Raw genomic sequence first — 12,312 nt, 5'->3', positions numbered from 1 at the left:
GACATCGCGGCGCCCCTGGCGTACCGTCCATCCACGTGGCCCTCGATCAGGCGTACGTGAACCAGATCTTCCTTCCGGACACCTACGCCCGCGGCGTTCCGTACGAACTCTTTCGAAAACTCCGCGAATCCGCCCCCGTCTGCCGGGTCGAGGAGCCTGCCGTCGGCGGCTGGCCGGCCGGGCCCGGGTACTGGGCGGTGCTGCGGCACGCGGACGTGAAGCACGTGCTGCGCAGCCCGGAGGACTTCTCCTCCCATCTCGGCGCCACCCAGATCCGCGACCCCGACTCCCCGGCCGACCTGGCCTTCGCCCGCACGATGATGCTCAACCAGGACCCGCCCGACCACGCGCGGCTTCGGCGTGCGGTGACGGCCGCCTTCTCCCCGTCCGCGCTGCGCGAACTCTCCATCGCCATCGAGGCCCGCGCCGCCGAACTCGTGGCCGAGGTGCGCCCGTTGGGCGAGGCCGACTTCGTGCCGCTGGCCGCGGATCTGCCCGTGTGGACGCTGTCCCGGATCCTGGGCGTTCCCGAGCAGGACCGACAGCTGCTGGTCGACTGGTCGAACCGCGTGATCGGGTACCAGGACCCGGACTACGCCGGGTCCGGCATCGCGGACCCGTCGGGGCTCACCGAGCTGGGACGGGCAGCGGTGGCCCGACGCCCCCAGGCCCTCACGACCCCCGACGGCCGTCCCGTCAATCCGCGTTCGCGCGCCGCGCTGGCGGACATGTTCGCCTACGCGCACGCCCTCGCCGAGCATCCGCCGCCCGGCAGCATCGTGGCCCGCATGCGCGAAGCCGGGCTGAGCGCGGCCGAGTTCGAGACGATGTTCTTCCTCTTCGGAGTCGCCGGCAACGAGACCCTGCGCAACGGCGTGCCCGGCGGACTGTATTCCCTGCTCACCCACGCCGACCAGTACCGCCTGCTGAACCGGCGGCCGGACCTGACCGCCTCGGCGGTGGACGAGCTGCTGCGGTTCTGGCCGCCGGTACTGGAGTTCCGGCGCACGGCCACACGGGACGTCGCCCTGGGCGGGCAGCCGATTCGCCGCGGGGACAAGGTGGTCGTGTACCACGCCTCCGCCAATCGCGACGAGTCGGTCTTCTCCGACCCGGACCGCCTGGACATCACCCGTACGCCGAACGACCACGTCAGCTTCGGCTTCGGCCCGCACTTCTGCCTGGGCGCACAGCTGGCCAGGATCCAGATGTCAGCCCTGATCCGGCGCGTCATCGCCGAGCTGCCCGGCCTGGAGCTCGCGCCGGGCGCGGCGCCGACGCGGCTGGTGTCCAACTTCCAGAACGGGCTCAAGACCCTGATCATCCGCTGGCGTTGAGGGGCGCTCCGAGGTGGCCGGTGTCCCGTCGGACCATCGGCGTCCCGGTCCCGCACGCCGGCCCGTCAGCACCCGCGACGGCGAGCCGTGCACCGCACACGAAGCTGAACCCGTCCCGCAGACCGTCCCGTTCCCAGGGGAAAGGGCAGCGCCCGCGCGCTGCCTCCACTGCCGATTCCCTGGAGGACCGCAGTGCACCACCTCTCCCGCCCTTCCCGTGCTCCCCGCCCGGCCGCCAGGGCACTCGGCGCGGCCGCCTCGTTGAGCCTGGCGCTGGCGCTCGTCCTGACCGCGTCCCCCGCCCTGGCCGCGCCGCCGGGCCCGACCGCGGATCCCGATCCCGTCCCCGGACTGGTGGCGGGCGAGGGCACCGCCACCCCGCAGTTGGTGACCGGGCTGTCCGAGGCGGCGCCCGGCGGTCCGGCCGAGGCGGCCCGCGCCCACCTCGCGGCCCACGTCGACCGGTACCGGATCGACCCGGGGCAGCTGACCGAACTCGCGGTCGAGAGCACGGCCGAGGGCCGGCACACCGTCAGGTTCCAGCAGTACCACGGCGGTGTGCCGGTGCTCGGCGGGCAGTACCTGGTGCGCCTGGTCGGCGAGGGCGCCGATCAGCGGGTGGAGTCCGCCGGCGGCAAGTACTTCACCGGACTGACCGCGCCGACCACCTCCGCCGTACCGGCCGCGGCGCTGCCGGCGGCGGCGCTCGGCTCGCTCAAGGACCCGCGCACCCGGGCCGGGGCCACCGCGGAGGACCGCGGCCCGGTCGTCCTGCCGGGCGGCGCCGGGCGGCTCGCCCGGCACTTCACCGTGCGCACCACCGACCCGGCGACCGGCGGTCCGCTGATCCGCGAGGTCTACGTGGACGCCGTACTCGGCGTGGTCGCCCTCGCCCACGACGCCCCGGCGCCGTACCAGGTCGGCGCCGGTGCCTCAGCCGTTCCTGCCGCTGCCGCTGCCGCTGCCGCTGCCGCCGCCGATGCCGGGCCCTCGGGATCCGCCGAGGAGCCCGCCACCGGTACCGCCCCCGACCTCCGCGGCGGTACCGTCCCGGTGAACATCGCCCGTCAGCCGGACGGGAGTTACCGGCTCGTCGACCTCACCAGGCCCACCACCATCAGCACGTACGACGCGGCCGGGCAGGAGTTCTACCAGTACCTGGGCGGGCTGCCCGAGGGCAGTCTGCCGGTCGCCTCCTCGGGCCCGGACTTCCCGGCCTCGACCGGCGCCGGCGGCGCCACCGACGCCCACGTCAACGCCGCCGCCGTCTACGACTTCTACCGCAGCCGGCTCGGCCGGGACAGCCTGGACGGCAAGGGCGGCCCGATCGTCTCCGTGGCCAATGCGAGCCACGACGGCAAGCCCTTCCCGAACGCCGCCTGGGACGGGCAGAAGATGATCTACGGCAACGGCGACGACCAGCACCTCCCGTTCTCCGCGGCGCTCGACGTGGCCGGTCACGAGATGACGCACGGCGTCATCCAGCACACCGCCAACCTGGTCAACGCCGGGCAGTCCGGCGCGATGAACGAGGGGATCGCCGACTACTTCGGCAACGCCATCGACGTGACCGCCCACGGCATCCCGATGAACGATCCGCGGGCCCCGCTGATGGGCGAGGCGCTCTGCCGCACCGGCACCCCGGAGGCCTGCGCCAACCGCCGGCTGGACGACCGCCGCACCACCGTGGACGACTACCTCGGCACCGGGCCCGACCTGGACAACGGCGGCGTGCACCTCAACTCCACCATCTTCAGCGGCGCGCTGTGGGACATCCGGCGCACCCTCGACCCGCTCACCGCCGACAAGCTGGTCTACCGCACGCTCACCGAGTACCTCACCCCGCTGGACGACTTCGTCGCCGGACGCAACGCGGTGCTCGCCGCCGGCCAGGCGCTCAAGCTCGGCAAGGCCGAACTGCGCAAGGTGGCGGCGGTGTTCGACGCGCACGGGATCAAGGCCGGCTGGCAGAACCGGATCGCGACGGACAGCCGCCCGCTGCTGCGCGACGCCACCGCCCTGACCGGACCGGCCGTGGCCGGCGGCCACTGGGTGATGGGCAGCACCGAGGACAGGAACGGCGAGAGGACGGCCGCCCTGTACACCGGCTCCACCACCGCCCCCGGCACCCCGACCCGGCTCAGCCCGGACGACGGGCGGATGCACAGCTGGGCCGCCACCGACGGCAAGTCCGCCGCCTGGCTGGCCATCGGGCCCGACGCCACCGGCACGTGGGGGACGGAGGTGCTGAGCAGCCCGCTGTCCGGCGGGCCGGTCCGCAGCCTGTTCCGCTCGTCCAGCCAGTCGCCCACGAGCGTGCAGATATCCGGCGGGGACATCGCCTTCCTGGTGCGCGACGGCAGGACCGGCGTGGACCGGGTCGTCCTCTCCCGCGACGGCGCCCCGCTGGTGGACCTCCCGCTGCCCGAGGGGCACTCCGTCGACGGCCTCACGTTCAGGGACGGCCGGCTCGGCTGGATCGAGTCCTGGACGACCGGCGAGGCGGCCGTCCAGGCCCCGACGGTCTTCTCCCTCGCCACCGGCAAGGTCAGCGCGCAGTACCCGGTGAGCACCCCGAAGGGCGGCGCCGCGCCGTTCCTCGTGTCCCCGCGGCTCGCGGGCGGCCGGTTGCTCTGGCTGTCGCTCCCGGCCGACGACACCCGGACGGCGAGCATCCGCTCCGGCGCGGTGGACGGCTCCGGCGCGACCGACCTCCTGCCCGCGGGCTCGACGTACACCCCGGCGGACATCGAACTCACCGCCTCCGACCAGGCGGTCACCTTCCTGACCCGCAGCCCCAAGCCGAGCGGCGGCTGGTCGAACGCCGCGCTCCCCAAGCTGTACCAGCTGCCGCTCACCGGCGGCACTCCGGTACGGGTCTCCTGCAACCGGGGCAGCCAGCTGCTGGCCGCCGCCGCGGACCAGGGCAAGGGCGTGGTCTGGCTGGACGCCACCTCCGGCCGCACCGACCTGGTGACCCGCGCCCGCCCGGCGGGCTCCTGCTGATCCGGCCGTGGCCGGCGGCCGGCCCGCCCGGCCCGGCGTCGCGCCGGTGCCGGGCCGGCTGCCTCAGCGCCTGGTCCCCGGCTTCCGGAAAGGGCTCAAGTCGCTTCCAGGCCAGTGGGGTTGAGGCGGCCCTTCGGGCAGGCCCGGTCCGTCACTCGAAGCGCGCGGGGTCGCCGGCCCCGCGACGGACGATCTCCGCCTCGCCGCTGGAGAAGTCGACGACCGTCGTCGGGACTGTGCCGCAGTCGCCCGAGTCCACCACGGTGTCCAGCACGTGGTCGAGCCGCTCCTTGATCTCCCACCCCTGGGTCAGCGGCTCGTCCTCACCGGGGAGGAGCAGGGTGCTGGAGACCATGGGCTCGCCGAGTTCGGCGAGCAGGGCCCTGGTGACGGCGTGGTCGGGGATCCGGACCCCCACCGTCTTCTTCTTCGGGTGCAGCAGACGGCGGGGGACCTCCTTGGTGGCGGGGAGGATGAAGGTGTAGCTGCCCGGCGTCGCCGCCTTGACGGCGCGGAAGACGTTGTTGTCGATGTGGACGAACTGGCCCAACTGGGCGAAGTCCATGCACATCAGGGTGAAGTGGTGGCGTTCGTCGAGACGCCGGATCGACCGGATCCGGTCGAGGGCGTCGCGGTTGTCCAGCTGACAGCCCAGGGCGAAACAGGAGTCGGTCGGGTACGCGATGAGGTCTCCGGAGCGCAGGCCGGCGACCACGGTGCCGATGGTGCGGGGCTGGGGGGATTCTGGGTGAACGTCGAAGTACTTCGCCATTGGCCGACCCTACGGGATGCCCGCCCCCGATCGGTGCAGCCGTCGAGCACGCCGCGCCCGTCGAGCACTCCGTGCGGGGCGCCCGTGATCAGCCCGTGATCAGCCCGCGCAGTCCGGGCAGAGCCCCCGGTAGGTGACCTCCGCCTGGGCCACCGCGAACCCGAAGCGCTGCTCGTCCGGCAGGTCGGCCAGCGGATTGCCGCGCGGGTGGACGTCGCGGATCGCGCCGCAGCCGGTGCAGATCAGGTGCTGGTGCGGGTGGTGCGCGTTCGGGTCGTACCGCTTGGCGCGCCCGTCGGTGGACACCTCGATGACCTCACCCAGGGTGACCAGTTCACCGAGCGTGTTGTAGACCGTCGCCCGGGAGATCTCCGGCAGGCGCTCGGCCGCCCGGGCGTGCACCTCGTCGGCGGTCAGGTGCACGTGCTCGCCGTCCAGGACCTCGGCCACGACACGCCGCTGGGAGGTGAGGCGCCAGCCACGCCCGCGCAGCCGCTCCAGCAGGTCACTCATATCGGTTCACCTATTCAGGTCAAGTAGTGGACCGGAGTTTACCAATGCACATCCGGTGCCTTCCGAATCCCGATCGGATATGGCTTTGGTGTCTTTCTTGACTTGGATTCCGTCCATCGTAGGATCGGCTCCGGCGCTAGCCTGGGTGGCAGCAGCACGTGACTCCCGTCACCGCCGTACGCGGCGGCAAGCGTGGCAACACGTGGCGCGCCAGGACCAGACAGCAGCAGTAGGTGCCGTAGGTAGCAGTGAAGACACCGTGATCCGCCTTGTGAGGGAAGGATTCCCATGTCTGACATCCACGATGCAACCGGCGTAGAGGCGAGCGCGGAAGGTTGCCCGGTGAACCACGGGCGGGCGCCGCACCCCACCCAGGGCGGCGGGAACCGCCAGTGGTGGCCGGAACGGCTCAATCTGAAGATCCTCGCGAAGAACCCCGCCGTGGCCAATCCGCTCGGTGCGGACTTCGACTACGCCGAGGCCTTCCGGGCCCTCGACCTCCCGGCCGTCAAGCGGGACATCCAGGAGGCCCTCTCCACCTCGAAGGACTGGTGGCCGGCCGACTTCGGCTACTACGGCCCCTTCATCATCCGGATGGCCTGGCACAGCGCCGGCACCTACCGGATCAGCGACGGCCGCGGCGGCGCCGGCGGCGGCCAGCAGCGCTTCGCCCCGCTGAACAGCTGGCCCGACAACGCCAGCCTGGACAAGGCCCGCCGCCTGCTGTGGCCGGTGAAGAAGAAGTACGGGCGCGCCCTGTCCTGGGCCGACCTGATCGTCCTGTCCGGGAACGTGGCCCTGGAGGGCATGGGCTTCCGGACCTTCGGCTTCGGCGGCGGCCGGGTCGACGAGTGGGAGCCGGACGAGGACGTCTACTGGGGCCCGGAGACCACCTGGCTCGGCGACGAGCGCTACACCGGCGACCGCGAGCTGGAGAACCCGCTGGCCGCCGTCCAGATGGGCCTGATCTACGTCAACCCCGAGGGCCCGAACGGCAACCCGGACCCGATCGCCGCCGCCCGCGACATCCGCGAGACCTTCTACCGGATGGCGATGAACGACGAGGAGACCGTCGCGCTGATCGCCGGCGGCCACACCTTCGGCAAGACCCACGGCGCCGGCCCCGCCGACAACGTCGGCCCGGCCCCCGAGGACGCCCCGATCGAGCAGCAGGGCCTCGGCTGGAAGAGCGCCTTCGGCACCGGCGTCGGCGGCGACGCCATCACCAGCGGTCTGGAGGGCACCTGGACGCCCACCCCGATCACCTGGGACAACAGCTTCTTCGAGACGCTGTTCGGCTACGAGTGGGAGCTCACCAAGAGCCCGGCCGGCGCGCACCAGTGGAAGCCCAAGGACGGCGGCGGCGAGGGCACCGTCCCGGACGCGCACGACCCGGGCAAGCGGCACGTGCCGATCATGCTCACCACCGACCTGTCGCTGCGCCTCGACCCGGTCTACGAGCCGATCTCCCGGCGCTTCCTGGAAAACCCGGAGGAGTTCGCCGACGCCTTCGCCCGCGCCTGGTACAAGCTGACCCACCGCGACATGGGCCCGGTCGTCCGCTACCTCGGCCCGGAGGTCCCCGGCGAGCACCTGCTCTGGCAGGACCCGCTTCCGGAGGCCACGTACCAGCAGATCGGCGCGGCCGACGTCGCCGACCTCAAGCGCCGGATCACCGCCACCGGCCTCCCGGTGTCCGACCTGGTCTCCACCGCCTGGGCGGCGGCCTCCTCGTTCCGCTCCAGCGACAAGCGCGGCGGCGCCAACGGCGGACGCATCCGGCTCCAGCCGCAGATCGGCTGGGAGGTCAACGAACCCGACCGGCTGGCCTCGGTGCTGCGCGCGCTGGAGGGCGTGCAGCAGGAGTTCAACGCGCAGGGCGGCGGCAAGCAGGTCTCGCTCGCCGACCTGGTGGTGCTGGCCGGCGGCGTCGGCGTCGAGCAGGCCGCCAAGGCGGCCGGCCTGGCCGTCGAGGTGCCGTTCGCGCCCGGCCGGGTGGACGCGTCGCAGGAGCTGACCGACACCGAGTCCTTCGCCGCCATGGAGCCCAAGGCGGACGGCTTCCGCAACTGGGTCGGCAAGGGCAACCGGCTGCCGGCCGAGTACCTGCTGCTCGACAAGGCCAACCTGCTGGGTGTCAGCGCGCCCGAACTGACCGTGCTGGTCGGCGGCCTGCGGGTGCTGGGCGCCAACCACGGCCGGTCGAAGCACGGTGTGCTCACCGGGACCCCGGGCGTGCTGACGAACGACTACTTCGTCAACCTGCTGGACCTGGACACCAGTTGGAAGGCCACCTCGGAGGACGCGCACACCTTCGAGGGCCGGGACGGCTCGGGCCGGGTCCGGTGGACCGGCACCCGTGCCGACCTGGTCTTCGGCTCGAACGCCGAACTGCGGGCCGTCGCCGAGGTGTACGCGGGCGACGACGCCAAGGAGAAGTTCGTCGAGGACTTCGTCGCGGCCTGGGCCAAGGTCATGAACGCGGACCGCTTCGACCTCGCCTGATCCCGGGCGGCTGGCGGCGGGAGCCCGGGGGCGCCGACCCCCGGGCTCCCGCCGTTCCGTGGTCGCCGCCGTGGTCGCCGCAGTGTTCCCGTCGCGCTCCCGCCGGGGGCTACCGGCCCTCGGGGGAGCCCACGCTCACCAGCCCGGTCTCGTACGCCGCGACCACCACCTGGGCCCGGTCCCGCAGGCCCAGCTTGCCGAGGATCCGGGCCACGTGCGTCTTCACCGTCGCCTCGGAGAGCTGTAGCCCGCGGGCCAGTTCGGCGTTGCTGAGGCCGCGGGCGAGCAGCGCCGTCACCTCCAGCTCGCGCGGGGTGAGCGTGCCCAGCTCGCGGTGCGGGGCGAGCGCGGCACCGGCCGGGTCGTCCGGGCGGGCGAAGCGCTCGACCAGGCGGCGGGTGATCGCGGGGGCGAGCAGCGCGTCCCCGGTGCGGACCAGCCGGACGGCCGCCGCCAGGTGCTCCGGGGTGACGTCCTTCAGCAGGAAGCCGCTGGCCCCGGCCGCCATCGCCGCGTAGACGTAGCGGTCGAGGTCGAAGGTGGTCAGCATGATGACCCGTGGCGGCTCCTGCGCGCCGTCCGCCAGGATCCGGCGGGTGGCCTCCAGCCCGTCCAGGCCGGGCATCCGGATGTCCATCAGCACCACGTCCGGCCGGCAGCGCCGGACGGCCGCGACGGCCTGCTCGCCGTCCTCGGCCTCGGCCACCACCTCGATGCCCTCCGACTCCAGGATCAGCCGGAACCCGGTGCGGACCAGGGCCTGGTCGTCGGCGACCACCACCCGCAAGCTGTTCAAGAGTCCTCCAGGGGGAGACGGGCCGTGACGCGGTAGCCGCCGCGCGGCCGGGGGCCGGTGTGCAGGGTGCCGCCGTAGACGGCGAGGCGTTCGCGCAGGCCGAGCAGGCCGCGTCCGTTGCCGCTGGCGGCCGCGCCGGTGGGGCGGCCGCCGGTGTCGGTGACCTCCACCAGGAGCCGGCCGGGCGCGTACTCGACGGTGACCGCGGCGTCGGCGCCGCCCGCGTGTTTGACGGTGTTGGTGAGCGCCTCCTGGACGACCCGGTAGGCGGCCAGTTCGACCCCGGGCGGGACGGTCCTGCGCTCGCCGCGGACGGTCAGCTCGACCGGCAGTCCGGCCTGCCGGACGCCCTCGACCAGGGCGCCGAGGCGGCCGAGGCCGGGCTGCGGGCTGAGGTCGGCTGCGGCCGCCGGGTCCGTGTCGCCCGCCGCGCCGCCGGTCCCTGAGCCGATGCCCCCTGAGCCGATGGTCCCCGAGTCGATGGTCAACAGGCCCATCACCTGCCGCAGTTCGGTCATCGCCGCACGGCCGCCGGACTCCACCGCGGCCATCGCCTCGCGGGCCTTGTCCGGAGCGGTGTCCAGGATCTTGCGGGCCGCCCCGGCCTGGATCGTCATCATGCTCACGTTGTGCGTGACGATGTCGTGCAACTCCCGGGCGATCCGGGCCCGTTCGAGCTCCACCGCGCGGTGCAGCGCGGCCAGCTGCTCGCGCTCCAGGGCGGAGAGACGCTCCCGCCCCTCCTCCACCCGGCGGCGCCACATCCGCAGTTCGTAGGCGACCGCGAGCACCGGCACCAGCAGCAGGACGGCGATCACCCCGTTGGGGAAGTGCGGCAGCTTGGCCTCGCCGAACAGCACCACCAGGGCGGCGGTCGCCGCCGGCAGGCTCAGCAGTACGGCCCCCGGCCGGCGCCCGTACGCGGCGGCGCTGTACGCGGCGACGACCACCGCCACGCCCGCCGAGTACGCGATGTCCTCGGACGCGTGCCGCACCAGCAGGGCGGCCGGCAGCACCGCCCACAGCACCGCCAGCGGGTAGTGGCGGCGCAGCACCAGCGGCAGCGGGACGAGCGGCACCAGCAACAGCAACAGCCCGTGCCGGCCCGGGTGGCCCGGATTCTCCGCGATGGTCGCGTAGCGCCCGCTGGTGAGCGCGAGGAAGAGGGCCAGGGACAGGTCGAAGGCCCGGCCGCGCCGGGTCGGCCGGGGCGGTGGCGCGGCGCCGGGGCCGCCGGCCGGGCGGACCGCCGCCCACAGCCGTCGCACCGTCGGATGGTTGATCACCGGGACATTGTGCGGGCCAGGGGCCCCGCGGGACAGCCCCGCGGGCGGCGGGAAGCGGGTACATCCCTCGACTACACCGGAAGGATGACGCCGGCGGACGTCCGCCCGGCGAGGTACGGAACCTGCCGCGGGCGGCGGACGCGGGCCCGGGCGGCCCGCTCGTACCTTCGTCCTCGTCATCAGGCGGGCAACGACGAGGAGCGGGGAAATGAGCAGCGATCCGGTGATCGGACTGAGCGGGGTGAGCCGGCACTACGAGGGGGCCGGGGCGGCGCTGGACGGGGTCACGCTGAGCGTGCGGGCGGGGGAGTGCGTGGCCGTGCTCGGCCCGTCCGGCAGCGGGAAGTCCACCCTGCTGAACCTGGTGGCCGGGCTGGACCGGCCGAGCGCCGGGACGGTCACCGTCGCCGGGGTACGGGTGGACCGGCTGGGCGAGGCGGCCTCGGCCCGCTACCGGCGCGGCACGATCGGCATGGTGTTCCAGTTCTTCAACCTGCTGGACGACCTCACCGTGGCCGACAACGTGGTGATGGCCGGCGAGCTGGCCGGGGTGCCGCGCGCCGAGGCCCGGCGCCGGGCCGCCGAGCTGCTGGAAGCGCTCGGCATCGACCGGCACGCCCGCGCCCACCCGGGCCGGCTCTCCGGCGGCGAGCGCCAACGCGTCGCGGTGGCAAGGGCGTTGATGAACCGGCCGACCGTACTGCTGGCCGACGAACCGACCGGTGCGCTGGACTCGGCCTCGGGCGAGGACGTCAAGGAACTGTTCCGGGAGCTGCACGAGGACGGGCAGACCATCCTGATCGTCACCCACGACCTGGCACTGGCCGGGGACTGCGCCACCCGCACCGTCCGGATGCGGGACGGCCGGGTCGAGGCGGACTCGGCGGTGGCGGCATGAGTGAGCGGAGTGAGCTCATCATCGGGAGGTGCGCGTTGCGCGAAGCGCCTGCCGAGCGTAGCGAGGTGGGCGCATGAGTGCCCTCGGAAGGGTGGTGCGCGCGGGCGTCCGCAGGCGCCGGACGCAGTCCGCCGCCGTCGGGCTGGCCGCGCTGGTGGCCACCACCTGCTCCGTCCTCGGCGGCTCTCTGCTGGTGGCCTCCCAGGCCCCCTTCGACCGGGCCTTCGACGGCCAGCACGGCGCCCACCTCACCGCGCGCTTCGACGGCACCCGGACGGACGCCGCGCAGCTCGCCGCCACCGCGCACGCCGCCGGAGTGACGGCCACCGCGGGGCCGTACCGCACCGTCACCGTCGACCCGGGGCCCGGGCCCGGCCTGGACCTGCCACCCGGGGTGACGATGTCGCCGATGACCGTCACCGGCCGCGCCGCGGCCGCCGCCGGGGTCGACGACCTCACCCTGCTCCAGGGGAGTTGGCCGCAGCGGCCGGGCGAGGTGGTGATCGAGGCCGGGTACCACGACATCCCGCGGGAGCCGGGCGGCACCCTGCGCCTGCCCGGCCTGCCGGGCAGCCCGACGCTGAAGGTCGTCGGCTTCGCCCGCTCCGTCAGCCGGACCTCCGACGCCTGGGTGGCCCCGGAGGCCGTCGCCGCCCTCGCCCCGCCCGGCAGCACCCCCGGCTACGAGATGCTCTACCGCTTCGGCGAGGCCGGCAGCACCGAGGCGATGGCCGCCGGCCGGGCCGCCGTCGTCGCCGCGGCGCCCGCCGGCGCGCTGACCGGCGCGCAGTCCTGGCTCACCGCCAAGCAGGGCTCGGACCGCAACACGGCGCTGTTCCTGCCCTTCATGGTCGCCTTCGGCCTGCTCGGCATGGCGATGTCGGTGCTGGTCGCGGGGAACGTGGTGGCCGGTGCCGTCGGCGCCGCCACCCGGCGGATCGGCGTGCTCAAGGCGCTCGGCTGCACCCCCGCCCAGGTGGTGCGCGCGTACGTCGCCCAGGCGCTGGTCCCGGCCACCGCGGGCACCCTGCTCGGGGTGGCCGCGGGCAACGCGCTGACCATCCCGGTGCTCGCCACCACCGGCTCGTTCTACGGCACCACGACCTCCGGCATCGCCCCCTGGGTGGACGTCGCGGTGGCGGGCGGCACACTGGCCGCCGTCGCCCTGGTCGCCTGGGCCGCGGCCGCCCGCGCCGGAC

At 73.9% G+C, this 12,312-nt stretch carries 9 protein-coding genes; 5 read left to right on the top strand and 4 right to left on the bottom strand.

Going from position 1 to position 12,312, the window contains the following annotated elements; all coding sequences use genetic code 11:
* Positions 1-35 precede the first annotated feature (35 nt).
* Positions 36-1,337 (top strand): cytochrome P450, encoded by a 1,302-nt coding sequence (locus BU198_RS21375; protein WP_317620236.1) that lies wholly within the window; start codon positions 36-38, stop codon positions 1,335-1,337.
* Between the two features lie 192 nt (positions 1,338-1,529).
* Positions 1,530-4,343: a M4 family metallopeptidase gene (locus BU198_RS21370; RefSeq protein WP_188298471.1), complete on the top strand. Its 2,814-nt coding sequence runs from the start codon at positions 1,530-1,532 to the stop codon at positions 4,341-4,343.
* A gap of 151 nt (positions 4,344-4,494) precedes the next feature.
* Here BU198_RS21370 and BU198_RS21365 read toward each other — a convergent pair whose 3' ends face one another.
* Together BU198_RS21365 and BU198_RS21360 are read right to left on the bottom strand one after the other, a co-directional pair.
* A complete protein-coding gene (locus BU198_RS21365) occupies positions 4,495-5,115 on the bottom strand; it encodes an L-threonylcarbamoyladenylate synthase (RefSeq protein ID WP_188298470.1) in 621 nt (206 codons plus the stop codon).
* A 99-nt stretch (positions 5,116-5,214) separates the two neighbouring features.
* Entirely contained in the window at positions 5,215-5,628 is a 414-nt protein-coding gene (locus BU198_RS21360; RefSeq protein WP_188298469.1) for a Fur family transcriptional regulator, read from the bottom strand.
* A gap of 288 nt (positions 5,629-5,916) precedes the next feature.
* On the opposite strand from BU198_RS21360, the gene katG reads away from it, so the two are divergent.
* Positions 5,917-8,133, top strand: a complete 2,217-nt coding sequence (gene katG, locus BU198_RS21355; RefSeq protein ID WP_188298468.1) for a catalase/peroxidase HPI — start codon at positions 5,917-5,919, stop codon at positions 8,131-8,133.
* A 109-nt stretch (positions 8,134-8,242) separates the two neighbouring features.
* On the opposite strand, the gene BU198_RS21350 is transcribed toward katG, so the two are convergent.
* Positions 8,243-8,929 carry a response regulator transcription factor gene (locus BU198_RS21350; protein WP_188298467.1) on the bottom strand — a complete coding sequence of 229 codons (687 nt, stop codon included), beginning with the start codon at positions 8,927-8,929 and terminating at the stop codon, positions 8,243-8,245.
* Positions 8,926-10,215 carry a sensor histidine kinase gene (locus BU198_RS21345; RefSeq protein ID WP_317620235.1) on the bottom strand — a complete coding sequence of 430 codons (1,290 nt, stop codon included), beginning with the start codon at positions 10,213-10,215 and terminating at the stop codon, positions 8,926-8,928. Before BU198_RS21345 ends, BU198_RS21350 begins: the two co-directional genes overlap by 4 nt.
* A 208-nt stretch (positions 10,216-10,423) precedes the next feature.
* Here BU198_RS21345 and BU198_RS21340 point away from each other — a divergent pair, with 208 nt between their 5' ends.
* Together BU198_RS21340 and BU198_RS21335 are read left to right on the top strand one after the other, a co-directional pair.
* Positions 10,424-11,113, top strand: a complete 690-nt coding sequence (locus BU198_RS21340) for an ABC transporter ATP-binding protein (RefSeq protein WP_188298465.1) — start codon at positions 10,424-10,426, stop codon at positions 11,111-11,113.
* 73 nt (positions 11,114-11,186) lie between these two features.
* On the top strand, positions 11,187-12,312 hold a 1,126-nt coding region (locus tag BU198_RS21335; RefSeq protein WP_188298464.1), incomplete at its 3' end, for an FtsX-like permease family protein.

The organism is Streptomyces sp. CBMA156, from assembly GCF_014596515.1.
GTDB lineage: Bacteria > Actinomycetota > Actinomycetes > Streptomycetales > Streptomycetaceae > Kitasatospora.
This window is presented reverse-complemented; position numbering and strand designations above follow the sequence as displayed.

Coding starts and splice junctions, on each gene's coding strand:
- BU198_RS21365 (WP_188298470.1), bottom strand. CDS start 5,115: ATGGCGAAGTACTTCGACGTTCACCCAGAATCCCCCCAGCCCCGCACC.
- BU198_RS21360 (WP_188298469.1), bottom strand. CDS start 5,628: ATGAGTGACCTGCTGGAGCGGCTGCGCGGGCGTGGCTGGCGCCTCACC.
- katG (WP_188298468.1), top strand. CDS start 5,917: ATGTCTGACATCCACGATGCAACCGGCGTAGAGGCGAGCGCGGAAGGT.
- BU198_RS21340 (WP_188298465.1), top strand. CDS start 10,424: ATGAGCAGCGATCCGGTGATCGGACTGAGCGGGGTGAGCCGGCACTAC.